Annotated in this window: 23 protein-coding genes and 6 tRNA genes; 20 read left to right on the top strand and 9 right to left on the bottom strand. The window is 71.7% G+C overall.

Annotated elements, in window-relative coordinates; translation table 11 throughout:
• The first annotated feature begins 55 nt into the window (after positions 1-55).
• The 6 genes from HDA41_RS07355 to HDA41_RS07330 all read left to right on the top strand — a co-directional run bounded on the left by HDA41_RS07355 (position 56) and on the right by HDA41_RS07330 (position 9,423).
• Positions 56-688, top strand: coding sequence for a GNAT family N-acetyltransferase (locus HDA41_RS07355; RefSeq protein ID WP_184981815.1), 633 nt, complete (start codon positions 56-58; stop codon positions 686-688).
• A 210-nt stretch (positions 689-898) separates the two neighbouring features.
• The gene (cbiE, locus tag HDA41_RS07350; RefSeq protein WP_184981813.1) at positions 899-2,113 is read left to right on the top strand and encodes a precorrin-6y C5,15-methyltransferase (decarboxylating) subunit CbiE; all 1,215 of its coding nucleotides are present in this window, start codon (positions 899-901) and stop codon (positions 2,111-2,113) included.
• 368 nt (positions 2,114-2,481) lie between these two features.
• Positions 2,482-6,738 (top strand): nicotinate-nucleotide--dimethylbenzimidazole phosphoribosyltransferase, encoded by a 4,257-nt coding sequence (cobT, locus tag HDA41_RS07345; protein ID WP_184981810.1) that lies wholly within the window; start codon positions 2,482-2,484, stop codon positions 6,736-6,738.
• A gap of 159 nt (positions 6,739-6,897) precedes the next feature.
• Entirely contained in the window at positions 6,898-8,139 is a 1,242-nt protein-coding gene (cobA, locus tag HDA41_RS07340) for a uroporphyrinogen-III C-methyltransferase (protein ID WP_184981808.1), read from the top strand.
• A gap of 63 nt (positions 8,140-8,202) precedes the next feature.
• Positions 8,203-9,021: a TrmH family RNA methyltransferase gene (locus HDA41_RS07335; protein WP_184981806.1), complete on the top strand. Its 819-nt coding sequence runs from the start codon at positions 8,203-8,205 to the stop codon at positions 9,019-9,021.
• Positions 9,022-9,030: 9 nt separating this feature from the next.
• On the top strand, positions 9,031-9,423 hold the full coding sequence (locus HDA41_RS07330) for an NUDIX domain-containing protein (protein WP_184981804.1): 393 nt from the start codon (positions 9,031-9,033) through the stop codon (positions 9,421-9,423).
• Between the two features lie 97 nt (positions 9,424-9,520).
• Here HDA41_RS07330 and HDA41_RS07325 read toward each other — a convergent pair whose 3' ends face one another.
• Positions 9,521-10,981: a serine/threonine-protein kinase gene (locus HDA41_RS07325; protein WP_184981803.1), complete on the bottom strand. Its 1,461-nt coding sequence runs from the start codon at positions 10,979-10,981 to the stop codon at positions 9,521-9,523.
• Positions 10,982-11,176: 195 nt separating this feature from the next.
• Here HDA41_RS07325 and HDA41_RS07320 point away from each other — a divergent pair, with 195 nt between their 5' ends.
• The 4 genes from HDA41_RS07320 (at position 11,177) to HDA41_RS07305 (ending at position 13,525) form a co-directional block, all read left to right on the top strand.
• Positions 11,177-11,416, top strand: a complete 240-nt coding sequence (locus HDA41_RS07320; RefSeq protein ID WP_184981801.1) for a DUF8836 family protein — start codon at positions 11,177-11,179, stop codon at positions 11,414-11,416.
• Between the two features lie 234 nt (positions 11,417-11,650).
• Positions 11,651-11,857 carry a hypothetical protein gene (locus tag HDA41_RS07315; protein WP_086565651.1) on the top strand — a complete coding sequence of 69 codons (207 nt, stop codon included), beginning with the start codon at positions 11,651-11,653 and terminating at the stop codon, positions 11,855-11,857.
• 320 nt (positions 11,858-12,177) lie between these two features.
• Complete coding sequence (locus tag HDA41_RS07310; RefSeq protein ID WP_184981799.1) at positions 12,178-13,119, top strand: phosphotransferase family protein; 942 nt, start codon at positions 12,178-12,180, stop codon at positions 13,117-13,119.
• Positions 13,120-13,198: 79 nt separating this feature from the next.
• Positions 13,199-13,525 (top strand): TFIIB-type zinc ribbon-containing protein, encoded by a 327-nt coding sequence (locus tag HDA41_RS07305; protein ID WP_184981797.1) that lies wholly within the window; start codon positions 13,199-13,201, stop codon positions 13,523-13,525.
• Between the two features lie 64 nt (positions 13,526-13,589).
• On the opposite strand, the gene HDA41_RS07300 is transcribed toward HDA41_RS07305, so the two are convergent.
• The 5 genes from HDA41_RS07300 to HDA41_RS07280 form a co-directional block, all read right to left on the bottom strand.
• Positions 13,590-13,661 (bottom strand) — tRNA-Val (locus HDA41_RS07300).
• Between the two features lie 38 nt (positions 13,662-13,699).
• Positions 13,700-13,771 (bottom strand) — tRNA-Val (locus tag HDA41_RS07295).
• A gap of 26 nt (positions 13,772-13,797) precedes the next feature.
• Positions 13,798-13,869 (bottom strand) — tRNA-Val (locus HDA41_RS07290).
• Between the two features lies 1 nt (position 13,870).
• Positions 13,871-13,944, bottom strand: a tRNA-Cys gene (locus HDA41_RS07285).
• Between the two features lie 36 nt (positions 13,945-13,980).
• Positions 13,981-14,053, bottom strand: a tRNA-Gly gene (locus HDA41_RS07280).
• Positions 14,054-14,230: 177 nt separating this feature from the next.
• Between HDA41_RS07280 and HDA41_RS07275 the strand changes: the two genes are divergently transcribed.
• Genes HDA41_RS07275 through HDA41_RS07265 form a run of 3 tightly spaced genes read left to right on the top strand, consistent with a single transcriptional unit; the run spans position 14,231 to position 16,971 of the window.
• Positions 14,231-15,274, top strand: coding sequence for a chorismate-binding protein (locus HDA41_RS07275; RefSeq protein WP_184981795.1), 1,044 nt, complete (start codon positions 14,231-14,233; stop codon positions 15,272-15,274).
• Positions 15,271-16,092, top strand: a complete 822-nt coding sequence (locus HDA41_RS07270) for an aminotransferase class IV (RefSeq protein WP_184981793.1) — start codon at positions 15,271-15,273, stop codon at positions 16,090-16,092. The genes HDA41_RS07275 and HDA41_RS07270 overlap by 4 nt, the downstream gene beginning before the upstream one ends.
• A 54-nt stretch (positions 16,093-16,146) precedes the next feature.
• On the top strand, positions 16,147-16,971 hold the full coding sequence (locus HDA41_RS07265; RefSeq protein WP_184981790.1) for a GNAT family N-acetyltransferase: 825 nt from the start codon (positions 16,147-16,149) through the stop codon (positions 16,969-16,971).
• Between the two features lie 57 nt (positions 16,972-17,028).
• Here HDA41_RS07265 and HDA41_RS07260 read toward each other — a convergent pair whose 3' ends face one another.
• Positions 17,029-17,556: a DsbA family protein gene (locus HDA41_RS07260; protein ID WP_184981788.1), complete on the bottom strand. Its 528-nt coding sequence runs from the start codon at positions 17,554-17,556 to the stop codon at positions 17,029-17,031.
• Between the two features lie 162 nt (positions 17,557-17,718).
• On the opposite strand from HDA41_RS07260, the gene HDA41_RS07255 reads away from it, so the two are divergent.
• Both HDA41_RS07255 and HDA41_RS07250 read left to right on the top strand, forming a co-directional pair.
• A complete protein-coding gene (locus tag HDA41_RS07255) occupies positions 17,719-18,156 on the top strand; it encodes a hypothetical protein (protein WP_184981786.1) in 438 nt (145 codons plus the stop codon).
• A 152-nt stretch (positions 18,157-18,308) separates the two neighbouring features.
• Positions 18,309-18,485, top strand: a complete 177-nt coding sequence (locus HDA41_RS07250; protein WP_020272479.1) for a hypothetical protein — start codon at positions 18,309-18,311, stop codon at positions 18,483-18,485.
• Positions 18,486-18,608: 123 nt separating this feature from the next.
• Here HDA41_RS07250 and HDA41_RS07245 read toward each other — a convergent pair whose 3' ends face one another.
• Together HDA41_RS07245 and HDA41_RS07240 are read right to left on the bottom strand one after the other, a co-directional pair.
• Positions 18,609-19,169, bottom strand: a complete 561-nt coding sequence (locus HDA41_RS07245) for a CGNR zinc finger domain-containing protein (protein ID WP_184981784.1) — start codon at positions 19,167-19,169, stop codon at positions 18,609-18,611.
• 355 nt (positions 19,170-19,524) lie between these two features.
• Positions 19,525-19,938: an SsgA family sporulation/cell division regulator gene (locus HDA41_RS07240; RefSeq protein WP_004002642.1), complete on the bottom strand. Its 414-nt coding sequence runs from the start codon at positions 19,936-19,938 to the stop codon at positions 19,525-19,527.
• 191 nt (positions 19,939-20,129) lie between these two features.
• Here HDA41_RS07240 and HDA41_RS07235 point away from each other — a divergent pair, with 191 nt between their 5' ends.
• From HDA41_RS07235 to HDA41_RS07215, 5 genes are all read left to right on the top strand, one after another.
• Positions 20,130-20,588 (top strand): TIGR02611 family protein, encoded by a 459-nt coding sequence (locus HDA41_RS07235; protein WP_184981781.1) that lies wholly within the window; start codon positions 20,130-20,132, stop codon positions 20,586-20,588.
• A gap of 78 nt (positions 20,589-20,666) precedes the next feature.
• Positions 20,667-20,738: transfer RNA gene (locus HDA41_RS07230), tRNA-Val, on the top strand.
• A 434-nt stretch (positions 20,739-21,172) separates the two neighbouring features.
• Positions 21,173-22,462 (top strand): ABC transporter substrate-binding protein, encoded by a 1,290-nt coding sequence (locus HDA41_RS07225; protein WP_184981779.1) that lies wholly within the window; start codon positions 21,173-21,175, stop codon positions 22,460-22,462.
• On the top strand, positions 22,462-23,463 hold the full coding sequence (locus HDA41_RS07220) for a carbohydrate ABC transporter permease (RefSeq protein ID WP_184981777.1): 1,002 nt from the start codon (positions 22,462-22,464) through the stop codon (positions 23,461-23,463). The genes HDA41_RS07225 and HDA41_RS07220 overlap by 1 nt, the downstream gene beginning before the upstream one ends.
• On the top strand, positions 23,460-24,341 hold the full coding sequence (locus tag HDA41_RS07215; protein ID WP_184981775.1) for a carbohydrate ABC transporter permease: 882 nt from the start codon (positions 23,460-23,462) through the stop codon (positions 24,339-24,341). Before HDA41_RS07220 ends, HDA41_RS07215 begins: the two co-directional genes overlap by 4 nt.
• The last annotated feature ends 7 nt before the right edge of the window (positions 24,342-24,348 follow it).

Genomic DNA, 24,348 nt, shown 5'->3' with positions numbered 1-24,348 from the left:
CATGCTGGGCAGTTCAGCAGGCCCTGAAGGTTCACCGAAGGTAACGGAGCGGCGCATGACGAGCACCTTTCCCAACGTCTCCATCAGCACGGAGCGGTTGGTCCTGCGCCCCTTCGAGGAGCCGGACATCCAGTCGTTCGCCGACATGATGAACGACGAGCTCGTCACCGCCTGGACCTCCGTCCCGCAGCCCTACACCGAGGCCCACGCCCGCTCCTGGATCACCGAACTGGCCCCCGCCGAACGGACCGAGGGCCGCGGCATCGTCTTCGCGGTCACCGAGTTCCTCACCCAGCGACTCGTCGGCATCGTCCACCTCCGGAACACCGACTGGCGGGTCCGCTCCAGCGAGATCTCCTACGTCATCGCCCCCTGGGCCCGCGGTGAGGGCTACGCCTCCGAGGCGGCGCTCATCACCGCGCAGTGGCTCTTCAACGACCAGAAGTTCGAGCGCCTCGAACTGCGCACCCCGGCCGACAACACCGCCTCCCAGCAGGTGGCCCAGAAGATCGGCTGCATCAGCGAAGGGGTGCTGCGCGGCGCCTGGATAGCCCGGGCACGGACGGACGACGGCGAGTGGACCGAGGTACGCACCGACCTGATCGTCTGGAGCCTGCTCCCCGAGGACATCGAAGGCGTGGGCGACCAGCTGCCCGGCGGCTTCACGTCCTACGGCGACTGGAACTGACACCGACGGCTTGCACTGACTTGGGCGACTTGCCCTGACTTCGGGGCACGAACTGGGTTCGGCGACTTGAACTGACCGAACGGACACCGCGCGGGACGGCACCGCCGCCCCCTCCGCCGTCTTCACCGGGTACTCTCACGGAGCCCGCATGCGGGCCGCTCACCCCACGACACACAGACGACCTGCGAACACCCCTGGAGACTGACGACGATGGCCGACCGGGTCACGGTGATCGGCTGGGACGGTTCGCCGCTGACCGCCGCGGCACGTGCCGCCCTGGGTGCCGCCACGCTCGTGGCGGGAGCCGCCCATCACCTGGAGCTCCCCGAGGTACCCGCCGGCGCCGAGCGCATCCGCCTCGGCAGCGTCGCCCTCGCCGCCCGCCGCATCGCCGGCCACCGCGGCACGGCCGTCGTGCTCGCCGACGGCGACCCCGGCTTCTTCGGCGTCGTACGCACCCTGCGGGCCCCCGAGTTCGGTCTCGAAGTAGAGGTCGTCCCCGCCGTCTCCTCGGTCGCCGCCGCCTTCGCCCGTGCCGGTATGCCCTGGGACGACGCACAGGTGGTCGTCGCGCACCGCCGCACCCTGCGCCGCGCGGTGAACGTATGCCGCGCCCACACCAAGGTGGCGGTCCTCACCTCGCCCGGCGCCGGCCCCGCCGAACTCGGCCTGCTCCTCGAAGGAGTCCACCGCTCCTTCGTCATCTGCGAGGAACTCGGCACCGCACGCGAGCGGGTCAGCGTCGTCACCTCCGACAAGGCCGCCGACCACACCTGGCGCGACCCCAACGTCGTCATCGTCCTCGGCGGCCCGGCCGGCACCGCGGGGGAGACCGGCGCCTGGATCGCCGGCCGCGATCCGTCCGCCGGACCACGCGGCTGGTCCCTGCCCGCCGAGGCGTACGGCGGTGACCTCGGCGAGGGCGAGACCCAGCTGCTGCGCGCCTCCCAGCTCGCCCGCCTCGGACCGCGTGTCGGTGACCTCGTGTGGGACATCGGCTGCGGCAGCGGCGCCTTCGCCATCGAGGCCGCGCGCGCCGGAGCCGCCGTCATCGCCGTCGACAGCGACCGGGCGGCCTGCGCCCGCACGGACGCGGCCGCCCGGCGCCTCGGCGTCCAGCTCCAGATCGTGCACGGCACCGCCCCGCACGTCCTGGAGAACCTCCCCGAACCCGACGTCGTCCGCGTCGGGTTCGGGGGAGCGGCCGTCGTCTCGGCCGTCGCCGACCGCCGTCCGCAGCGCATCGTCACGCACGCCGCCACCCGGGACGCCGCCGAACTCGTCGGCCGCGACCTGACGGAGCACGGATACGGCGTCGAATGCGCCCTGCTCCAGTCCGTCGAACTCGACACCCGGGCCTGGACGGAGAAGGAACGGAGCGTCGCGTTCCTGCTCAGCGGTGTGCTGCCCCGGCGCAGCGCCTGACCCCCGCCGCCGTCCCCGTGATCGGGTTGTCGTACTGCGCGCGGTAGGCTGGCCGATCGCTGCACCGCACGCGGACGTCCGGCAGATCGTCGGTCAATGTCCGGAAAGCCCGCCCGTTTTGGGGTGAGTGTGGTACGGCAGAACCGGAGGACGCGCAACGTGGCGCAGCCCACAGCGGAACCGTCGCGGATCGACGTGCCGTGACGGTGGTTCGGCCGCAACAATGCCAGTGAGTGGCTTTGTCGCCTTTTACGGGCGGGCCGTTCGTGCCGCTGGGGACGCACGCTCGTTCTTCACTGCGGGGCGGTCGGTGCGCCGTTCCGGGTGAGCTGGTCGTAGGAGCACTAACCGATGGGCGAGGGGTACGCATGACCGACACCGGCCAGGTCCCGGGCGAGGGACTGCCGGAGAACGCAGGCATGGTGGAACAGCCGGGCGCCCCCGCGCACGGTGCGTACGCCTACCTCTCCGAGAACACCGCCGAGGACGAAGACCTGCTGTTGCCAGGCTCCCATGGGGCCTGGGGCAACGAGGTCGCCCCTCCCGCGCCGGAGCCGGTCGTCGAGGCCGTGCACCAGCCCGGCCCGCACGAGCTGTCCGGCCGCGACAGCGGCTCGGTCGACCTCGGCGGCGTCCGCCTGCCCGACCCGCCGCCGATCCCGCCCATCACCCCGCGCCGGCCGCTGCACCTCGGCCCGCCCCTCCCCGACAGCTCCGCCAGCCCGGTCCGCTCGCTCGCCGACCGCGGCCCCGCGGGAGCGCCGGCCCGGCAGCCCGCTGCGGCGGCGCCCGGCCCCGAGTACCTCGACGCCCCGCGCGCCCCGGAGGCACCCGCGCCGTCGGCCGCGCCCTGGGGCGCGCAGGTTCCGCCCCAGGCCCCGGTGAACGCCGGGGCGGCGCCTGCGGAAACGGTTGTTCCGTCAACAGAGCAGGCGGCCACCGCCCAGGCCGTCGCAACCCGCGGAGCACCGGAGCCGATCCACACAGTGACGGCGGCGCCGGGTGGGGCCACAGCGCAGGGTGCCTACGCCGAGCAGCCCGCGCAGGGTACGGCGGCGCCGGGCGAATCCGAGCACGGCGCCCACGCCGAACAGCCCGTGCAGAGCCAGGCGATGTCGAGCGTGCCCGCGCAGGGTGCCGACGCCGAGCAGCCCGTGCAGAGCCAGGCGATGCCGAGCGTGCCCGCCGGTGACCAGGCGGCTACCGGCGAGCCGGAGCAGGCCGTGCCCGTGCAGGGCGCCGGGGTTGCCGGTGACCCCGCTGGAGTGGGCGCCGGCCCGGACGGTGAGCAGGTGGCCGCGGCTGAGTCCGTGCAGGGCGCTGATGCTGCGGGTGACCCGGCAGGGCTGGGCGTCGGCCCGGCCGCCGACCATGCGGCCGCCGCCGAGCCGGGGCAGGGCGTTTCCGCGCAGGGCGCGGGGGTTGAGGGTGCCCCGGCTGCCGCTGGCGTCGGTCCCGCCGCTGACCATGCGGCCGCCGCCGAGCCGGGGCAGGGCGTTTCCGTGCAGGAGCCGGGCGTTGGGGGCGAGCCCGCTGCCGTGGGTGTCGATCCGGACGCCGCCCAGATGGCTCCCGCCGAGGCCGGGGCCGTCCCCGCCTCGGGATCGGTTCCTGGATCGGTTCCGGCGGACGCGCCGGGGCCGGTCGTGGACGGTTCTGGTCAGGACGGTGAGCCGGTACTTGCCGATGGTTCTCCCGAGGTGTCCGGGCCGGGTGTCGCCCGCGAACCCGCCGACGGTGGTGAGCAGGCCCCGGCTCCGGCTGCGGAGCAGGGCGTGGCGCCCGCCCCTGTTCCGGAGGCGGCACCCGTGCCCGAGGCGGTCCCGTTCCCGGAGGCTGCCATCGCGCCCGAAGCTGCTGTCGTCGCTCCGTCCGAGGCGGACGCCGTGGAGACCGTCGCCGCCCAAACGCCGGACGTGGTGGGCCCCGACACGGCTGCGCAGGCGCCCGCGGCGGAGGTTGTCCCTGAGGCTGCCGCACCGGCCGCGCCCGCGACCGAGTCCGTCGCGAAGGAACCGGAGGCCGGTGGCGGCGAGACCGCAGCGCAAGCTCCTGCGCCGATCGCCCAGGCCCTCGAGGCAACTGAAGCCGAAGCAGCCGCGCAGGAACCCGAGATGACGGCACCGCAGACCGCCGCTGCCGCCCCCGAAGCGCCCGCCCCGGAAGCCGGCGCTCCGGCTGCCGAGGCCCCCGCGCCCGCCGACGAACCCGCCCCCACCGACGCACCCACCCCCGGGGCGCCCGCCGAGGCACCGGCGGCCCCCGCACCCACTCAGCCCCCCGCGGCGACAGCGCCCGCTCAGCCCAACGAGACGGCCACCCCCGACTCCGAGACGGCCCCCGACTCCGGAGCCGAGGCCCCCGCACCTGCCCAGGCGGCCCCCGACACGACCGCCCAGGCGGCGGCAGCGGCACCGGCTCCCGAAGCAGCCGCGCCGGACGGCCTGACCGCCAACCCGACCGCGGAGGCGGCGCAGCCGGCCTCCGAGCCGGTGGCCGCCACACCCGAGACCGCCGAAGCCACCCCGGCCCCCGCGGCACCGGAGGCCCTCCACACCCCCGAAACCCCCCACACCCCACAGCCCCCGGAGAGCACCCCGGCATCCGCCGAGGATGTCACCGTCGTACTCCCCGGCCCGGCCCCGGACGAGCAGGAGCAGGCCGGACAGCATGTCCAGGGCCCGCAGCAGTCCCAGGTCGCCGTCCCCCAGCCGGTACAGCCCGAGGCGGAACCCGTGGTCATCGTCCCCGCACCCCGCGAAGGCGACGCCGAACTCGCACAGAACGCCGACGACCTGGACACCCGGGCCGCCGAACAGGAAGACCTGGCGGATCAGGAACGCCACGAAGCAGAGAGCGCGGCCGCAGTGGCAGAAGCACGACAGTCCACCGGCCCCGCCGCCCCCGGCTACGCCCCCGCCGAGCGCGAGGCCGTCCTGAAGGTCATGCGCGAACGCCGCGACATCCGCAACGGCTTCCGCAGCGACCCCATCCCGCACGAGGTGCTGCTCCGCGTCCTGGAGGCCGCCCACCACGCGCCCTCCGTCGGCCACTCGCAGCCCTGGGACTTCGTCGTCATCCGCTCCGCCGACACCCGGCGCGCGATGCACGAACTGGCCATGCGCCAGCGCGACGCGTACGCGAAGTCCCTCCCCAAGGGCCGGGCGAAGCAGTTCAAGGAACTGAAGATCGAGGCCATCCTCGACACCCCGGTGAACATCGTCGTCACCGCCGACCCGACCCGCGGCGGCCGCCACACCCTCGGCCGCCACACCCAGCCCCAGATGGCGCCGTATTCGGCAGCCCTGGCCGTGGAGAACCTCTGGCTCGCCGCCCGTGCCGAAGGCCTCGGCGTCGGCTGGGTCAGCTTCTTCGACGAGCGCGAGATGGTCCGCGCCCTCGGCCTGCCCGAGCACCTCGAGATCATCGCCTACCTGTGCGTCGGTTACGTCGACGAGTTCCCGGACGAGCCCGAGCTGCTCCAGGCGGGCTGGTCCAAGCGCCGCCCGCTGTCGTGGGTCGTGCACGAGGAGACGTACGGCCGTCGCGCACTGCCCGGAGAGGAACCGCACGACCTGCTCGCCGAGACCGTCGCGCAGATCCGCCCGCTCGACGCCAAGGCGCTCGGCGAGGCGTGGGAGCGCCAGAAGCGTATGACCAAGCCGGCCGGTGCGCTGGGCATGCTGGAGATCATCTCCGCCCAGTTGTCCGGCCTGTCCCGCCAGTGCCCGCCGCCCATCCCGGAGCCGGCGGCCGTCGCGATCTTCGCCGGCGACCACGGCGTGCACGGGCAAGGGGTCACCCCCTGGCCGCAGGAGGTCACGGCCCAGATGGTGGCCAACTTCCTCGGCGGCGGCGCCGTCTGCAACGCCTTCGCCACTCAGGTGGGCGCCGAGATCTGCATCGTCGACGTGGGCGTCGCCGCCGACCTCCCGGCCACGCCGGGCCTGCTGCCCCGTAAGGTCCGGGCCGGCACGTCGGACATGACCACCGGTCCGGCGATGACCCGCGAGGAGGCCAAGCAGGCCATCGAGGTGGGCATCGAGACCGCCCGCGACCTGGTCGCCGCCGGAAACAAGGCCTTGCTCACGGGTGAGATGGGCATCGCCAACACGACCGCCTCCGCCGCCCTGATCTCCGTCTTCACGGGTGCGGACCCGGCCGAGGTCACGGGCCGGGGCACCGGCATCAACGACGAGACCCTCGCCCGCAAGACCGAGGTCGTCCGCCGCGCCCTCGAACTCCACCAGCCGGACCCGGCCGACCCGATCGGCGTGCTCGCCGCGATCGGCGGCTTCGAACACGCCGCCATCGTGGGCCTGCTCCTCGGCGGCGCGTCCCTGCGCACGCCGGTGATCCTGGACGGCGTCAGCGCCGGTGCCGCCGCCCTGGTGGCCCGCGCCATCGCCCCGGAGGTCCTGGCGGCCTGCATCGCCGGCCACCGCAGCGCCGAGCCCGGCCACGTGGCCGCCCTGAACAAGCTCGGCCTGCGCCCCCTGGTCGACCTCGACCTCCGCCTGGGCGAGGGCACGGGCGCCCTCCTGGCCCTGCCGTTGGTCCAGAGCACGGCCAGAGCGATGCACGAGGTGGCGACGTTCGATTCGGCGGGAGTGACGGAGAAGTAAGGCTCCTGTGGTCCGTGGGGGTCCGTGGGCACGGACCCCCGCACGCGCACCCGGTGACGACGCCCAGCCACCGGACACCTGTGCCACCTCACACACCCGCGCCGTAAAATCCGCACGTCAGGGCTACCGAACCACCGCCGTAACAGGAGCCGCACCCTCATGGCCGAACACCCCGCCTACCCCGTAGGCCTCCGCCTCACCAGCCGCCGCGTGGTCGTCCTCGGCGGCGGCCAGGTCGCCCAGCGCCGCCTCCCGGCCCTCATCGCGGCGGGCGCGGACATCATCCTCGTGTCCCCCGAGGTCACCCCCTCCGTCGAAGCCATGGCGGACGCCGGCGAGATCACCTGGCACCAGCGCCCCTACGAGGAAGGCGACCTGGCGGACGCCTGGTACGCCCTCATCGCCACCGGCGACACAGAGGCGAACACCAGGGCCTCCGCCGAGGCCGAACGCAACCGGGTCTGGTGCGTCCGCTCCGACGACGCCGACGAGGCGACGGCCTGGACCCCGGCCACCGGCCACAGCGAGGGCGTCACCGTCGCCGTACTGACCACGGATGCCCGCGGCCGCGACCCCCGCCACACCGCCGCCATCCGCGACGCCGTCGTCGAGGGCCTGCGCGACGGCACGCTCGTCGCCCCGCACCACCGCACCCGCACGCCCGGCGTCGCCCTGGTCGGCGGCGGCCCCGGCGACCCGGACCTGATCACCGTGCGCGGCCGCCGCCTGCTCGCCGAGGCGGACGTCGTCATCGCGGACCGCCTCGGCCCGCGCGATCTGCTCGCCGAGCTTCCGCCCCACGTCGAGGTGATCGACGCGGCGAAGATCCCTTACGGCCGCTACATGGCCCAGGAGGCCATCAACAACGCGCTGATCGAGCACGCGAAGCAGGGCAAGTCGGTGGTCCGCCTGAAGGGCGGCGACCCGTACGTCTTCGGCCGCGGCATGGAGGAACTCCAGGCCCTCGCCGAGGTCGGCATCCCCTGCACGGTCGTCCCCGGGATCTCCAGCTCGATCTCGGTCCCGAGCGCGGCCGGTATCCCGGTCACCCACCGCGGCGTCGCCCACGAGTTCACCGTGGTCAGCGGCCATGTCGCGCCGGACGACGAGCGCTCCCTGGTCGACTGGCCGTCCCTGGCCAGGCTCACCGGCACGCTGGTGATCCTCATGGGCGTCGACAAGATCGGAAAGATCGCGGAGACGCTCGTCACGCACGGAAAGCCGGCCGACACGCCCGTCGCCCTCGTCCAGGAGGGCACGACGGCGGCTCAGCGCCGGGTCGACGCGACCCTCGCGACGGTCGCGGAGACGGTCCGTACCGAGGACGTGAAACCCCCGGCGGTCATCGTCATCGGCGAGGTCGTGAAGGTCGGCCCCACGGTCGGCGCACCCAGCAAGTAACCCCGGGTAACACAACCGTCCCAAGCCGTTGGCACCGCACCCAGGACAAGGCAGTATCACCCTGTGGCCGATCTCATCACCGTCGAGGATCCCGACGACCCGCGCCTGCGCGACTACACCGGCCTGACCGACGTGGATCTGCGCCGCAAGCGCGAACCCGCCGAGGGCCTCTTCATCGCCGAGGGCGAGAAGGTCATCAGAAGGGCCAAGGAAGCGGGCTACGCGATGCGGTCCATGCTGCTCTCGGCCAAGTGGGTCGACGTCATGCGCGACGTCATCGACGAACTCCCGGCCCCCGTCTACGCGGTCAGCCCCGAGCTCGCCGAGCAGGTCACCGGCTACCACGTGCACCGCGGCGCGCTCGCCTCCATGCAGCGCAAGCCCCTGCCCACGGCCGCCGACCTCCTCCAGACCGCCCGCCGCGTCGTGATCATGGAGTCGGTCAACGACCACACCAACATCGGCGCGATCTTCCGCTCGGCCGCCGCCCTCGGCATGGACGCGGTCCTGCTCTCCCCGGACTGCGCCGACCCCCTCTACCGCCGCAGCGTGAAGGTCTCCATGGGCGCGGTCTTCTCCGTGCCGTACGCCCGTCTGGACACCTGGCCCAAGGGCCTGGAGTCGGTCCGCGAGGCCGGCTTCACCCTGCTCGCCCTCACCCCCGACGAGAAGGCCCGGCCCCTCGACGAGGCCGCCCCGCACACCATGGACCGCGTGGCCCTCATGCTCGGCGCCGAGGGCGACGGCCTGTCCACCCAGGCCCTGGTCGCCGCCGACGAATGGGTCCGCATCCCCATGTCCCACGGCGTCGACTCCCTCAACGTGGGCGCGGCGGCGGCCGTGGCCTTCTACGCCGTGGCCACCGGCCGCCCTCAGTCCTAGGGGCCGTACGTGGAGCAGCGCCAGGCGATCGTGGCCGTACTGCGGCGCGGGGACCGCGTCCTCGCGATCCGGCGGGGCCCGGCGGTCGCCCGCCCCGGCTACTGGCAGCCGCTGAGCGGCACACTCGAACCGGGCGAGACCCAGGAGCAGGCGGTGGTCCGGGAGGTCCGCGAGGAGGTCGGCCTCACCGTCGTGCCGCTGGCGAAGGTGTGGGAGTCGGAGACCGACGACCACCGCTTCCGCCTCCACTGGTGGACCGCCCACGCGGACACGGGGGAGGTCGTCCCCGACCCGGACGAGGTCGCCGAGGCCCGCTGGGTCACGCCGGGGGAGTTCCTGACCCTCGACCCGGTCTTCGACGGCGACCGCGAGTTCTTCGAGCGGATCCTGCCGGGGCTGTGACGGCGGACCTGAGCTGCGCGGCCTACGGTTCGCAGCCCCACCGGTACGCAGCCTTCGGGTCGCACCCCTACCGGTAGGCAGCCTCCGGTACGCAGCCTTACGGTTCGAAGCCCTGCCGTTCGATGCCCTGCTCGACGTGCTCCTGCCGGACACCGTCCCCGTCACCGCCGAGACCCCGCGCCGAGCCCTGACAGCCCTGCACCAGGGCGATGCCGACCGCCACCAGCAGCGTGACCACGACGAACACGAACAGCCGCTGCCGCAGCAGCCGGGGATTGGCGGGCCGCAGCCCGGTCCCCGTGTTCCTGGACGCCGGCCGCCCGGTACCGCTGCCCGACCGGGTTCCGTTGCGTCCGGTGGGCGTCGGCCGTGATCCGGACCGCGACGGGGTCCCGCCACGCGAGGCACCGGCGCCGCGCACCGGAGTCCTGCCGCGGCTCCCGCCCCCCGTCGACCGGCTTCCGCCACCCGTGGACCGGTTCCCGCCGCCCGCCGCCCGGGCTCCGCCCCGGGAGCCGGTTCCGCCCTGGGAAGCCGGGCCGTCCGGCGACGGAACGCCGTCCCCGGGCCCGGAGGAGCGCCGCGGCGGGGGAGTCCCCCGGCCCCGCTGCGCCCCGGAGGCCCCCGCACCCTGCTGTCCCTGCGGACGCCGGGCGCGCTCGGGGTAGGTGTCGGTGGGCCGGTCCGTCTCGGCGCCGCGCGGCGCGGGCGGCCGTACGCCGGCCAGGTCCTGTGACTCCCGGGCCGCGATCTCCTTGAGCCGCATGGACAGTTGGAGCGTGCTGGGCCGTTCCTCCGGGTCCTTCGCCAGGCACGCCCGGACGAGCGGAGCCAACGCGTCGGGCACGCCGTGCAGCTGCGGCTCCTCGTGCACGACGCGGTACAGCATCACCTCGGAACTGCCGTGCCCGAAGGGCGAGTCGCCCATCGAGGCGTACGCGAGCGTGGCACCGAGCGAGAACACGTCCGTGGCCGGTGTGACGGCGGCGCCGCGCACCTGCTCGGGTGCGAGGAAGCCCGGCGAGCCGACCGCCGTACCGACGTGGGTGAGCGTCGAGGCGCCGGTGGCCCAGGCGATGCCGAAGTCGATGATCCGCGGCCCCTTCGGGGACAGCAGAATGTTGGACGGCTTCAGGTCCCGGTGCACGACCCCGGCCTCGTGCACGGCGACCAGGCCTTCCGACAGGGCGGCACCGACGGCCGCGACGTCGGCCGCGCCGAGCGGCCCCTCGGCGGCGACCTTGTCGTGCAGGGAGGGGCCGGGTACGTACTGCGTGGCGAACCAGGGCCGGTCCGCGTCCAGGTCGGCCGCCACGAGCCGTGCCGTGCACCCGCCGCGAATCCGTCGTGCCGCCGAGACCTCACGGGCGAAGCGCGAGCGGAACTCCTGATCCTCCGCCAGGTCAGGCCGGATGACCTTGAGCGCGACCCGCTGCCCCTTCTTGTCGGAGCCCAGGTAGACCACGCCCATCCCGCCCGCGCCGAGCCGTCTGTGAAGCCTGAACGAGCCGACGACGCGCGGGTCCTCGCGCCTCAGGCGCATCATCGCCATGTTCATCCCCGCTGCCCGGTCCTGTGACGAGCCACAGCTTACGTTTCCACAGCCGCCCGCGCGCAGAGGCCGCGCCCTCTCGGGGCGATGGATTGTCAGTGGTGGGTGGGAGACTTGAAGGGTGGTCAGGGGGCGCGCGGACAGGCCGTGTTCGCGCGGGGCATGAGCCCAACCGCCTGCCACGAAAGGGGGATTGGACCCGTGAAGGGTGACCGTGTGGAGATAGTCGTGGACGCCGGTGACACGACGCGCACGTATGAGGTGGTGGCGAGCAGGGCGGGCCGCAGGGTGGAGACGGCGGTACGTCGAGGTGTCGTGGAAGTGAGCGAAGTCACCAGGAGCGGAACGGTCGTGCGTACGGCCCGTTTCATGGCGAACCGGGTGCTGGCACTGGTCGAACAGCCGATTCCGAGGGAGGAGAGCTCGGACAAAGCGGGGTGATCCGGGCGCCCCTTCGGGGAAGACCCTGAGACCCAGGCCTTTGTCTCCACCCAGGGGAGTACACCGCAGGTGACGGCTCATCCTCCGGGAGGCCCGGCAATCGGTACGAGGGCATGACGCCCGGGGAGGGCCGGCCGCCTAGATTTGAGGTCAAGCGGCGGGTGCAGCACTCGTCCCCCGAGGTCAGACACCCGCCGCTGCCAACGACAACTGAGAACGGTCAGGAGAGGGACCATGGCCCACACGGCACCGCGGACACTGATCCGTGAAGAGGGACGCAAGGTGTACGCCGCCGCGTTCCGCCGCCGCCAGGGCCGTCGCCACCCCGTGGTGGCGACGCTGATGGCCCTTCCCCTGGCGGTCCTGCTCCTCCTCGTCTTCGACGGGTGGGAGACAGTGGCCACACAGGCGTCGTCCGTGGGAGAGATGCTGGGGCGCTGAGCGGCGACCCCAGGCCCGGAAGAGCGGTCCGGGCGGGGACATCCCACCCATGAAACCCCGTGGGGACGGGGGTGCGGCGGACGGCAAAAATGCCGGCGCAGCTGGGGAGCTGCGCCGGCATTGCTTTGCCCTGATCCCGCCCAGCTGCGGGCATTCGTGCCGCTGAGGGCGGCACCCTCCCGAAGAAGCGGCACCCGCTCCGCCGGTTGCCGACCCACCCGGTCCGGTACCGACGCGGAGCACCTGCACCCCACAGCGCCTTACAGCCCGGCCTCACCTGCGCGTACTCTCGCCCCCGACACCCACACCCCGGGAGCCCAGTGAAGCCCGCCCCCGCCCAGCTCGTACAACAGCTCACCGCCAAGGCCAGAGCCACCGCCCACGCCCGCTCCACGGCCTGCCCCTGCGGAGCAGCCACCCTCGCCGACCACCCCGACGGCGTCGTCGTACGGCACGCGGACACCGTCGCGAAGGCCCACGCGGAAGACAGCGACCCCACCGAACTGACCACCCGCCTCACCCTCGCCACTCACCACCCCGGCATCCTCCTGCCCCCACTCGCCCCGACCCCGGCCGACCTGCACGGCCGCCTCGTGACGTTCTGGCCGTACGGCATCCCCGTGGACCCGGACACCCCCGACGCCGCCCCCTGGGAAGCCGCCGCGACCCTCCTCGCCCGACTGCACCGCACCCCGCCCCCGCCCGGCATGCCCACCATGCGAGGCCCCGCCAAGGCGGCCCGAGCCATCGCCCGGCTCCGGGACGCCGGCCCGCACCCCGCAGCCACCCCGGTCCTGCGCGCCTGGGACACCCTCCCCGCCTGGGCCCGAGCCGAGACGCCGATGCCGCACACCGGCACCCTGTGCCACGGCGACCTCCACCTCGGCCAGCTCATACGCCACCCCGCCCCCGACGGCCCCTGGCTGCTGATCGACGTGGACGACCTCGGCGTCGGTGTCCCGGCCTGGGATCTGGCCCGCCCCGCCGCCTGGTACGCCTGCGGACTGCTCCCGCCCGGCGAATGGGCCCGGTTCCTCGCCGCCTACCGAGCCGAGGGCGGCCCGGCCGTCCCGGTCGACGGCGATCCCTGGCCCGCCCTGGACGTCCCCGCCCGCGCCCTCACCGTGCAGACCGCGGCCCGGGCCGTCGCCAAGGCGGTCGCGGCCGGTCGCCCTCTGGACGAGGTGGAGCAGTCGGTCGTGGACGCCTGTGACCGAATGGCTACCGTCCCGCCGCAGTTGGCGCAGGAGCACACGAAGTAGGGTGCAACCGACCACAGCCGGACAGAGTCTGTCCTGGCGACACACGAAGCAGGACCGACCGGCGAGGAGTTGAACCACCATGCAGTGTCCGAAATGCCGTGCGCCGATGCACACGTACAACCGCAACGGTGTCCAGATCGAGCAGTGCAGCGGCTGCCGTGGGATCTTTCTCGACTACGGCGAGCTGGAGTCGCTGACCCGACTGGAGGCCCAGTGGTCCCAGTCGGCTCCGCCGCCCCCACCAGCCCCCCAGGCCTACCCTGCCCCCCAGGCCTACCCTGCCCCCCAGGCCTACCCCGCCCCTGCGGCCCCCGCCTGGGGCGCCCCGCACGGTGGCCACGGACACCATGGCCACCAGGGTCACCACCGGCAGAAGAGCTTCGGGCGCATGCTGTTCTCGTCCTGACCCGAGGACCGCGACACGACGAAGCCCCCGGCCGATTCCTACGGCCGGGGGCTCCGGTGTGATGTGGACGATACTGGGATTGAACCAGTGACCTCTTCCGTGTCAGGGAAGCGCTCTCCCGCTGAGCTAATCGTCCTCGGGACCATGACCGTGCAGCGGATCATGGGCACTGCGTGCGCGATACTGGGATTGAACCAGTGACCTCTTCCGTGTCAGGGAAGCGCTCTCCCGCTGAGCTAATCGCGCGGGTTCGGATCTTCGAGCAGATCCAGTGGACGATACTGGGATTGAACCAGTGACCTCTTCCGTGTCAGGGAAGCGCTCTCCCGCTGAGCTAATCGTCCTTGGAGGTGGAGACGGGATTTGAACCCGTGTAGACGGCTTTGCAGGCCGTTGCCTCGCCTCTCGGCCACTCCACCAGGAGCGTAGGGGGCCGGGAAGCCCCCTGTTCCTCGAGCGGACGACGAGGTTCGAACTCGCGACCTCAACCTTGGCAAGGTTGCGCTCTACCAACTGAGCTACGTCCGCTTGTCGTTTCGGTCCGCTCGCGCGGCCCGGCGACGAGTTGAACTCTAGCGGATTCCGGGGCCAGCACAAAAACGCGTTTGTGCAGCGTGCTGCGCTTCCCCTGCTCAGGGCGTTCACAGGGACTCACCGAGGGACATCCCCCGGTCACCCGCGGGACACCGCCATAGACTCGACTGCGTGCTCGACCTCCCTCCCCTCGCCCGCTTCGGCGACCGTGTCGCCACCGGGCTCCTCGATGTCACCGACGACCCCGAAGCCCTGGAATCCAGCGGCTTCTGGGCCGTCTGCGCCGACTTCGAGGGCCGTCTGACCTGCGCACGCTTCCGGGATGTGCGGAAGGCGGCCGTGCCCGCCCCCGTACCCGGCGCGTGGCGGGGACCGGCGGCGGATGACTGGACGTCGTCGCTCGACCGCGCCGCGTACACGGCGGCGGTGTGCCGGATCCGCCGGCACATCGCCGCCGGCGAGGTCTACCAGGCGAACCTGTGCCGGGTGCTGTCCGCGCCCGTCGCACCCGGCGCCGACGTGGACGCCCTCACCGCACTGCTGGCCCGTGGCAACCCGGCGCCGTATGCAGGAACGATCCGCCTGCCCGGTCACGGCGTGGAGGTCGCCACCGCGTCCCCCGAGCTGTTCCTGCGGCGCGACGGACGCGTCGTCGAGTCGGGCCCGATCAAGGGCACTGGCCGCACCGAGGCGGACCTGCTGGAGAAGGACTACGCCGAGAACGTGATGATCGTGGACCTCGTCCGCAACGACATCGGGCGGGTCTGCGCCACCGGCAGTGTGACGGTGCCCGACCTGTGTGCCGTCGAGAAGCATCCGGGGCTGGTCCACCTCGTGTCGACGGTCCGTGGCGAGCTGGGGGAGGGGGCCGGCTGGGCCGAGCTGCTCGCCGCCGCCTTCCCGCCCGGCTCGGTCACCGGCGCGCCCAAGTCGAGCGCGCTGCGGATCATCGACGCGCTGGAGACGGCGCCCAGAGGGCCGTACTGCGGAGGGATCGGGTGGGTCGACGCCGACCGGCAGGCCGGTGAGCTGGCCGTGGGCATCCGTACGTTCTGGATCGACCGGGCCGACGGCGTGCTGCGCTTCGGCACCGGTGCCGGCATCACATGGGGCTCCGATCCCGAGGGGGAGTGGCGGGAGACCGAGCTGAAGGCGGCCCGGCTGCTCGCGATAGCGTCGGGAGGGCACGAGGTGAGTGGAGAGGACCTGACGTGAAGATCTGGCTCGACGGCGGCTTGCAGGACACCGAGTCCGCCCGTGTCTCCGTCTTCGACCACGGGCTGACCGTGGGCGACGGCATCTTCGAGACGGTGAAGGCCGTGGACGGCCGGCCGTTCGCGCTCACGCGGCACCTCGACCGGCTGACCCGGTCGGCGCGCGGCCTCGGTCTGCCCGACCCGGACCACGACGAGGTACGCCGTGCCTGTGCCGCCGTCCTGGAGGCCAACCCCATGCCGCTCGGTCGCCTGCGCATCACCTACACCGGCGGCCACGGCCCGCTCGGCTCCGACCGCGGCGAGCACGGCCCGACCCTCGTCGTCGCCCTCGGCGAGACCACCCGCCGCCCCGACTCCACCGCCGTGATCACGGTCCCCTGGACGCGCAACGAGCGCGGCGCGCTCACCGGCCTGAAGACCACCTCGTACGCCGAGAACGTCGTCGCCCTCGCCCGCGCCCGTGAACAGGGCGCCTCCGAAGCCCTGTTCGGCAACACGGTGGGATTGCTGTGCGAGGGCACAGGGTCCAACGTCTTCGTCGTCCTCGACGGCGAGATCCACACCCCGCCGCTCGCCTCGGGCTGCCTCGCGGGCATCACGCGCGCGCTGGCGATCGAATGGACCGGCGCCGAGGAGACCGACCTGCCGCTGGACGTCCTGGAGCGGGCCGACGAGATCTTCCTCACGTCCACGCTGCGGGACGTCCAGGCCGTGCACCGGGTCGACGACCGTGAGCTGCCCGGCGCCCCCGGCCCGGTGACCGCCAAGGCCATGCGGGTCTTCGAGGAGCGGTCAGGGGACGACCTCGACCCCTGACAACCCCCGCTTATTCGGCTGACCAGGGGCGTGGTTGCGGGTAGAACACCCCTGATGACCACGACCCTGCGGCCGGCCGAGCCGCTTCAGCAGAACGCCGACGGGACGCGCTCACGCCGCTACCAGGTGTGCGTGAACAGCCGTCCCGTAGGGGCGATACACCTCGGCACGCATCCCGTGTTCGGCGACGCCGTGGCCCGGATCACGAAGCTGCGCATCGAGGAGCCGGACCGCGGACGCGGCCGGGGCACGGTGGCCGCGCTCGCCGCCGAGGAGGTGGCGCGCGGCTGGGGGTGCCGCCGAATCGAGGCGACCGTGCCCGCCGACGCCGCCGCGGCGTTCCGGCTCGCCACCGCGCTCGGCTACGTCGTGCGCAACCGCGGCATGGAGAAGCAGCTCGGCGACACCCCGCCGGAGCTGCCGCAGGGCAGCCGTGCCCGGCCCATGACCGAGGCGGAGTTCGGCCCCTGGCTGGAGAAGGGCGAGGAGGACTACGCGCAGAGCTGGATCGAGCGGGGCGTTCCGGAGGCCGAGGCCCGCGCCAAGTCGGAGCGGGACCACGCCACCCTGCTGCCCGACGGCCTCGCCACCCCCGGCATGCTCATCAGCGTCCTGGAACACGAGGGGACGGCGGTGGGCGTGCTGTGGCTCGCGCTGCGCGAGGACAGCGCCTTCGTCTTCGACGTCGAGACCGACGCCGCCCACCGCGGCAAGGGACACGGCCGCACCCTGATGCTGCTCGCCGAGGCCCAGACGATCGTCGAGGGCAGGCGCGCCATCGGCCTCAACGTCTTCGCCGGCAACACCCCGGCCGAACGGCTCTACGCGTCGCTCGGCTACGAGACGAAGCTGTACGCGATGTACAAGCCGCTGTTGTAGCGGCCGGGGGACCGTGCCAGGAGCGGGGGACCGTGCCAGGAACGGGGGATCGTCAGCTCAGTCCTGTTCCTGCCCGGCCAGCAGCCGGTCCGCGATCTGCTCGATCCGCTCGCGCAGCCCCTCCTGGCTCTTGCCTCCGTCGAGCCGCTCACCGCCGATGACGTACGTCGGGGTGCCGGTCACGCCGATCGCCTTGCCCTCGGCCTGGTCGGCGTCCACGATCAGGATGTGCCGGCCGTCGATCAGGGCTGTGTCGAACTCCTCGGCGTCCAGGTCCAGTTCGCGGGCCAGATCGACCAGGAAGGGCTCTCCCGCCCGGCCCAGCTCCTCGACCCGCCCCAGGAGCGCCTCGGCGTACTCCCAGCCCCGGCCCTGCTCCCAGGCCTCCTCCGCGGCCTGGGCGGCTGCGAAGGCGTGCTTGTTCTTCTCCAGCGGGAAGTGCCGCAGCCGCAGTTCCAGACGGTTGCCGTAGCGGGCGCGCAGGGCACGGAGGTCGTCCAGCGCGGTGCGGCAGTCCGGGCACTGGAGGTCGCACCAGACCTCCAGGACGGGGGCGGCGGCAGGGGCAGGGGAGGAGTCGCTCATACCGACATTCTCCCAGGCCGTACACCCGCACCGGCACCTGCGGAGGAGGCGACCCGGAGATGTCCCTGATGTCGGGCCGGGGCATGGCCCGCCGGGGTGCGGCGGGTGCAGGATGGAAGGGACGAAGTGCCCTGCTCGACCGCGCCACGCCTGGAGGACCGGATGATTGCCGAGACCGTCTGCTCCGCCGTGTCCGCGGCCGGCCTGGGAATTGCGGCCATCACGGCGTACCGCAAGCGCTTCCTCGCGGCGACCCGTATCGCGGCGTACTCGCTCGTGCCGATCGGCCTGGTGATGACGGGCGTCGTCGAGTGGCTGGCCGACACCGCCTTCAGCCTGACCGCCTGGGCGGGGTTCGGGGTGCTCGGTGTCGCGTGGCTGCTGTTCATGACCACGCGTGTGGTGGAGCGCCGCCGCGGCGGCACCCGCAAGGAGCGCAAGGCGGCCCGCGCGGCCGCCCAGCCGGATGCGGTGGCTCCGGCGGCTGCGGCGCCCTCCCTGGGCCAGGGGTCCCGCCCGGCCACCCGGCCCGCGACGGCGTCCCGCGGCGACGACGACTTCAGCGACATCGAGGCCATCCTCAAGAAGCACGGCATATGACGGCCACGCGCGGGCCGAATCGTCACAGTGGGTCCGAGGGTGCGCGGAAGTGATCACAACCTGAACCGGACCTCACGGAATCGGCGCACTCCCGCACCGAACGAGGCCGCCGATCGCGTCCGGCCCGGCGACTGCGTCATCATCGCCGCGAGATGCTGGACACGACGGAACAGAGCGACCCCGCACCGCCGCAGGACGAGCCACGTCCCCGGCAGGACGAGCCACGTGGTTGCCTCTTCGCCCTTTCCCAGCCACCGCTGATGATCTTCCTTGCGGTGATCGGGAGTCTGCTGCTCATGGCCTCGCTGCATGATCTGCTGTTGCTGTGAGCCGTACCCGCGGTACCCGGCGCCACCCGCCGGGCACCGCGTCGGCATGGATGACCCGCGCGCCACTCGCCCCTGGGTGGCGGTCAGCCCGCCGCCTCCTTGCGACTCGCCCCTGGGTGGCGGTCAGCCCGCCGCCTCCTTGCGACGCGCCCGGTACGCGGCCACGTGCAGGCGGTTCCCGCAGGTGCGGCTGTCGCAGTACCGCCGCGAGCGGTTGCGGGACAGGTCGACGAAGGCCCTCCGGCAGTCGGGCGCCTCGCACCGCCGCAGCCGCTCCTGCTCGCCGGCGACCACGAAGAAGGCCAGTGCCATCCCGCAGTCGGCGGCCAGGTGGTCGGCGATGGAGGCACCGGGTGCGAAGTAGTGCACATGCCAGTCGTAGCCGTCGTGGTCCGTGAGCCGGGGGGTGGTGCCGGCGGCCGCGACCAGGTCGTTGATCAGCCTGGCGGCGGTCCGGGCGTCGGGGGCGGCGAAGACGGCGGCGAACCGGCCGCGGATCTTCCGCACCGCCGAGAGGTCGAACTCCGAGAGCACGCCCACATCGCTGATCTGGTGGTTCCGTACGAAGTCCGCGAGAGTCGCCACGTCCGGCAGCCCGTCCGCCGCCGTGTCGTCCTCCGGTGCGGTGTTCACCAGATCGACCACGGTGTCGAGGGCGCACCGGGTGTCGTGGGTGATCAGCACGATTCGCTCCCTGGCCTGGGGGTCGGGCGGGCGCCCGCCGATGCTGGCCGATGGTAACGGCTCCACCACGGTCGGACCGCCCTCATGCCCGCACATGGCTTCGAATACAACGCCGCCCGGCGAGCCATGGTTCCCGCCCGCCCTCCGGGCAGCGGCAGGCCGGCCGCTGCGGGATTCCGCCCGGCGGCACAGGCGAGCGGAACGGCGGCACACGTGACGAGCGGCTGGCACACGCGAGCCGGCGCCGCACCGCGTGATCCGCGGCGCCGGCGCCGGTGTATCCCGTATGCGGTTGTCCAGGCCCGAGCCGTCTCCCCGAGTCGACGGCGCCGGGCGGCTTTGTGAGGGCCTCGCCCTAGCTCTCCGCCAGGATGTGCGAGAGCTCCTGATCGAGGTCGAAGTGCCGGTGCTCCGTGCCGGGCGGCACGGCGGCGTCGGTCCGCTTCAGGAAGGACTCCAGGGCCCGCGCCGGGGCCTCGAGCAGGGCCTCGCCCTCCGGTGAGCTCAGGGCGATGCATACGACGCCCTGACCATGGCTGCGCGACGGCCAGACGCGGACGTCGCCGGTGCCCGTAGGGCGGTGAAGTCCCTCGGCGAGGAGGTCGCGGGCGAACACCCACTCGACGGTCTCCTCGGCTCCGGTGTGGAAGGTGGCGTGCACGGCGTAGGGGTCGGCCGTGTCGTACCGCAGGCCTGCGGGGACAGGCAGGGAGGACTCGCTCGACACAACGAGGCGCAGGTGCAGCTCGCAGCTGACCGTGGTGTTCATAAGCGCCAGGGCCTTTCGCTCAGTGTGCGCTCGGGGATTCGCACGTCGGCGAAATCGACATGCCACCTACGGTGCCGTTGTAAACCCCTCTGAGTGTTTTGCGTGCCTTTATGTAACTCTTCCGGCCGAGGGCTCATTCGCGTCGTGCGTCCATTCCGGTGACTGGTTTCGCTCGGGTAGTGTTTGGCCGTATGAATACGGGGAGTGACGAGCCGGGCGAGGTGGCCGTGGCGCCGGACGAGACGGGGACGGACGAGGTGCGCAGCGAGCAGGAGCGGGGGCTCGGCTCGCGGGCACCTGAATTCATCAAGGCACGCCGCCTGCTGCACGTGAGCTGGCAGGTCGGCGTCTTCATCATCGGGCTCGCGGTCGTCGTGACGGGCATCATCATGCTGCCCCTGCCGGGACCGGGCTGGGTGGTGATCTTCGGCGGCATGGCGATCTGGGCGACCGAGTTCGTGTGGGCCCAGCTGGTGCTCCGCTGGACCAAGCGGAAGGTCACGGAGGCCGCGCAGCGCGCCCTCGACCCCAAGGTGCGGCGCCGGAACATCATCCTGACGACCATCGGGCTGGTGATCGTGGCCGTACTGGTCGGTATCTACGTGTGGAAATTCGGCATGGCCATGCCCTGGAAGATCGAGAACCAGTGAGCCGCGGCGGGGGTGCCGGTGTCCGCCGGTGCCGGTCACAGGCACCACCTGACATGCGGTAATGTTCTTCCTGCGTCCGGGCGATTAGCTCAGTGGGAGAGCGCTTCGTTCACACCGAAGAGGTCACTGGTTCGAACCCAGTATCGCCCACCCGGATCGGCGGCCCACCTGCGACTGCGCAGGAGGGCCGCCGTCGTTCGCTGCCCGGGCCGCCTCGCGCGGGCATCCGCTGTTCCGGCCGTCGAACGCCCCGCGCGCCGTCCTGCTCCAGGGCCGGCTGACGGAAACCGGCCGCCTTCCGCCCGGTCCTCCGCCGCCCGGCCCGGCGTCGCGTTTCGGTCGCTCCCGGAACCCATGTGGGCGGCCCCGTACCGTTCGGCCCGCCGACCACACCGGCCCCACCAGTGACGTCACCCCGGCGGACCCGGCGTGCCACCCCCGCGCCCCGCCTCGCTGTCGGCCCGCTCGGTAAGAAATTCTTGTCCGAATCATTGACGCACCCTCAGGCCCTCCGTAACTTGTGCCAGCAAGCGCTTACTTGAAACGATTCATGCGAGCGGGACGACGTGCGGGGAGGTCCAACCGTGGTGAACGGCAGGAATGTTGAGAGACGTACGATTCTGAAGGCAGCCGGGGCCACGGCGGCCACGCTGGGGCTGGCCGCGACCACCGGCTGCGGTGGCGACGGAGGAGCCTCCGCGGACGGGACGGTGACGATCCGTTACGCGTGGTGGGGTGCGGAGGACCGCGCCCAGCGCATCAACAAGACCATCGCGCTCTTCGAGAAGAAGTACCCGAAGATCAAGGTGAAAACGGACTTCCAGCCTTATCTCGACTTCTGGAAGAAGTTCAACACCCAGGCTTCCGGGGGAAATCCGCCGGACGTCTTCCAGAATGCCATCGGGTTCCTGCGCAAATACGACGCGAAGAACGTGCTGCTCGATCTCAGTGAGCAGGTCAAGGCCGGCAACCTCCGGATGGACGGATTCCGCGCCGGACTCGAGAAGTTCGGCGAGATCGACGGCAAGCTCCTCGGCGTTCCGGTCGGTTCCAACTCGATGGCTCTGGTCATCGACAAGCCCGTCTACACCAAGGCGGGCGTGAAACCGGAGCAAGGCTGGACCTGGGACGACTACCACGCGGCCATGGAGAAGATCCGCGACAGGACGGGGCGTGCCGGTGACACCGGCCCGTACAACGTCATGTATCTCTACGACCTCTACCTGCGCCAGAACGGCAAGGCGTTCTTCACCGAGGACGGGCTCGGGTTCACCGAGGCGGACCTGAAGGACTGGTGGGCGAAGGCCAAGAAGGGTGTCGAGGACGGCATCTACGCCAACCAGAAGAAGGTCGCCCAGATCAAGCCCAAGTCCGCGGTCGCAGGTGAACTCTCCGGTGGCGAGTTCACCTGGGACAACTTCACCGTCCGCTACACCTCCGAGGGCAAGAGTGAGTACGGCCTGGCTCCCATCCCGACCACGGACGGCAAGAAGACCGGCCAGTACCTCGGCTCCCTCATGCTCAGTGCCTCCAAGCGCACGCAGCACCCCAAGGAAGTGGCCCAGTTCATCGACTTCATGGTCCACGACCCCGAGGTCGCCAAGATCATGGGATACGACCGCGGTGTGCCCGCGACGCAGGCCCAGTTCGACGCGTACAAGCCGAACGACCCGGTCAACCAGGCGATAGCCGCCTACGAGGAGTCCCTCGTCGAGGCGGGTGTCCTGGAGCCGATCACCCCGCATCCGAACGGCGCTGACATCTGTGAGGCCGCGTTCCTGCGCATCGGTGAGGAACTCGGCCTGGGCAAGCGCTCGGTGGACGACGCCGTCAAGCAGTTCTTCACCGAGTCGAAGACGGCTCTCGGCAGCTGATGGGAACCACCGTGACACACGCCCCTGCGATGGAGGGCCTGTCCCAGGACTCCGAGCCGCGGCACGGTCCGGTGAAGCCCGAGCGCCCCGCCGCCCTCAAGCGGCGGCGGCGCCGGGAGAACCTGGCCGGCTATCTCTTCATGTCCCCCTGGATCGCCGGGTTCCTGCTGCTCACCGCGGGCCCGATGGTCGCCTCGCTCTACTTCGCGTTCACCGACTACAACCTGTTCGACGCGCCCAAGTGGATCGGTCTCGACAACTTCTCGGAGATGTTCGGCGATCCGCGCTGGCAGCACTCGGTGCGGGTGACGCTGTGGTACGTGGTCGTCGGTACGCCGCTCAAGCTCCTCTTGGCCCTGGGTGTGGCGCTGCTGCTGGCCCAGAAACGGCGCGGGCAGGCCTTCTACCGGGCCGCCTTCTACGCGCCGTCGCTGATCGGCGCGAGCGTCTCCGTCGCGATCGTCTGGAAGGCGATCTTCTCGGACGACGCGATCGTGGACCGTACGCAGAAGATCTTCGGGATCGACGTCGGCGGCTGGACCGGCGACCCGGACATGATCATCTACAGCCTGGTGGCGCTCACCGTCTGGCAGTTCGGCGCCCCCATGGTCATCTTCCTGGCCGGCCTCAAGCAGGTCCCGCGCGAGCTGTACGAGGCGGCCGAGGTCGACGGGGCGGGCAAGCTGCGGCGGTTCTGGAACATCACGCTGCCGATGATCTCCCCGGTGCTCTTCTTCAACGTCCTGCTGGAGACGATCCACTCCTTCCAGATCTTCAGTTCGGCGTACATCGTCGGCGGCGGCGCCGGAGGCAACGCCTGCGGTCCGGCTGACGGCTCGATGGTCTACACCTGCTACCTCTACGTCCAGGGCTTCGAGAACAGCCGGATGGGTCTGGCCTCCGCCATGGCCTGGATGCTGCTCGTCGCGGTCGCCCTGGTGACGGCGGTGCTGTTCTGGTCCCAGAAGCGCTGGGTGCACTATGAGGAGGGCGCCCGATGAGTGCGCAGGCCACCGACGCCACCCCACGAGCGGGCGGCTTTCGGCACAAACTGCCCGGATCCCTCGCCTGGCACATCGGGTCCCTGCTGGTCCTCGCGGTGATCCTCTACCCGGTGATCTGGGTCATCGGCGGCTCCCTCAAGAGGAGCGAGGACATCGTCGGCAGCCTGGACCTCCTGCCGAGCGACCCCATACTCGACAACTACAAGAGCCTCGCCGACGGCATCGCCGACATCTCGATCTCCACCTTCTTCTTCAACTCGCTCTTCCTCGCGGTCGGTTCGGTGATCGGGATCGTGGTGTCCTGCTCGCTGACGGCGTACGCCTTCGCGAGGATCAGGTTCGCGGGCCGCAATCTGCTGTTCACGCTGATGATCGGCACCCTCCTGTTGCCGTACCACGTGCTGCTGATCCCGCAGTACGTGCTGTTCCGCAACATGGGGATGATCAACACGTACACCCCGCTGCTGCTGGGGAAGTACCTGGCCACGGAGGCGTTCTTCGTCTTCCTGATGGTGCAGTTCATGCGCAACATGCCCAAGGAACTCGACGAGGCGGCCCGCCTCGACGGCTGCGGGCACTTCCGCATCTACTGGTCGATCATGCTGCCGCTGTGCCGCCCGGCCCTGATCACCAGCGCCATCTTCACGTTCATCAACTCCTGGAACGACTTCATGGGCCCGCTGATCTACCTCAACGAGCCCGACAAGTACACCGTTTCCCTCGGCCTGAAGATGTTCGTGGACCAGGAAGGGCTGGCCAACTACGGCGGCATGATCGCCATGTCGCTGGTCGCGCTGCTGCCGGTGCTCGCCTTCTTCCTCGCCTTCCAGCGCTATCTGATCGACGGCATGGCCACATCCGGTCTGAAGGGCTGAGGTGAGC

This window comes from Streptomyces caelestis (assembly GCF_014205255.1).
GTDB lineage: Bacteria > Actinomycetota > Actinomycetes > Streptomycetales > Streptomycetaceae > Streptomyces > Streptomyces caelestis.
The sequence above is the reverse complement of the archived record's forward strand: the minus strand, read 5'-3'. Positions and strand labels throughout refer to the sequence as shown.

What these genes read in the sequence shown, in the direction of transcription:
- HDA41_RS07325 (WP_184981803.1), bottom strand. Translation starts at nt 10,981, where the DNA reads ATGAACATGGCGATGATGCGCCTGAGGCGCGAGGACCCGCGCGTCGTC.
- cobT (WP_184981810.1), top strand. Translation starts at nt 2,482, where the DNA reads ATGACCGACACCGGCCAGGTCCCGGGCGAGGGACTGCCGGAGAACGCA.
- HDA41_RS07250 (WP_020272479.1), top strand. Translation starts at nt 18,309, where the DNA reads ATGCTGGACACGACGGAACAGAGCGACCCCGCACCGCCGCAGGACGAG.
- HDA41_RS07255 (WP_184981786.1), top strand. Translation starts at nt 17,719, where the DNA reads ATGATTGCCGAGACCGTCTGCTCCGCCGTGTCCGCGGCCGGCCTGGGA.
- HDA41_RS07215 (WP_184981775.1), top strand. Translation starts at nt 23,460, where the DNA reads ATGAGTGCGCAGGCCACCGACGCCACCCCACGAGCGGGCGGCTTTCGG.
- HDA41_RS07305 (WP_184981797.1), top strand. Translation starts at nt 13,199, where the DNA reads ATGCAGTGTCCGAAATGCCGTGCGCCGATGCACACGTACAACCGCAAC.
- HDA41_RS07355 (WP_184981815.1), top strand. Translation starts at nt 56, where the DNA reads ATGACGAGCACCTTTCCCAACGTCTCCATCAGCACGGAGCGGTTGGTC.
- HDA41_RS07260 (WP_184981788.1), bottom strand. Translation starts at nt 17,556, where the DNA reads ATGAGCGACTCCTCCCCTGCCCCTGCCGCCGCCCCCGTCCTGGAGGTC.
- HDA41_RS07220 (WP_184981777.1), top strand. Translation starts at nt 22,462, where the DNA reads ATGGGAACCACCGTGACACACGCCCCTGCGATGGAGGGCCTGTCCCAG.
- HDA41_RS07240 (WP_004002642.1), bottom strand. Translation starts at nt 19,938, where the DNA reads ATGAACACCACGGTCAGCTGCGAGCTGCACCTGCGCCTCGTTGTGTCG.
- cbiE (WP_184981813.1), top strand. Translation starts at nt 899, where the DNA reads ATGGCCGACCGGGTCACGGTGATCGGCTGGGACGGTTCGCCGCTGACC.
- cobA (WP_184981808.1), top strand. Translation starts at nt 6,898, where the DNA reads ATGGCCGAACACCCCGCCTACCCCGTAGGCCTCCGCCTCACCAGCCGC.
- HDA41_RS07315 (WP_086565651.1), top strand. Translation starts at nt 11,651, where the DNA reads ATGGCCCACACGGCACCGCGGACACTGATCCGTGAAGAGGGACGCAAG.
- HDA41_RS07235 (WP_184981781.1), top strand. Translation starts at nt 20,130, where the DNA reads ATGAATACGGGGAGTGACGAGCCGGGCGAGGTGGCCGTGGCGCCGGAC.
- HDA41_RS07265 (WP_184981790.1), top strand. Translation starts at nt 16,147, where the DNA reads ATGACCACGACCCTGCGGCCGGCCGAGCCGCTTCAGCAGAACGCCGAC.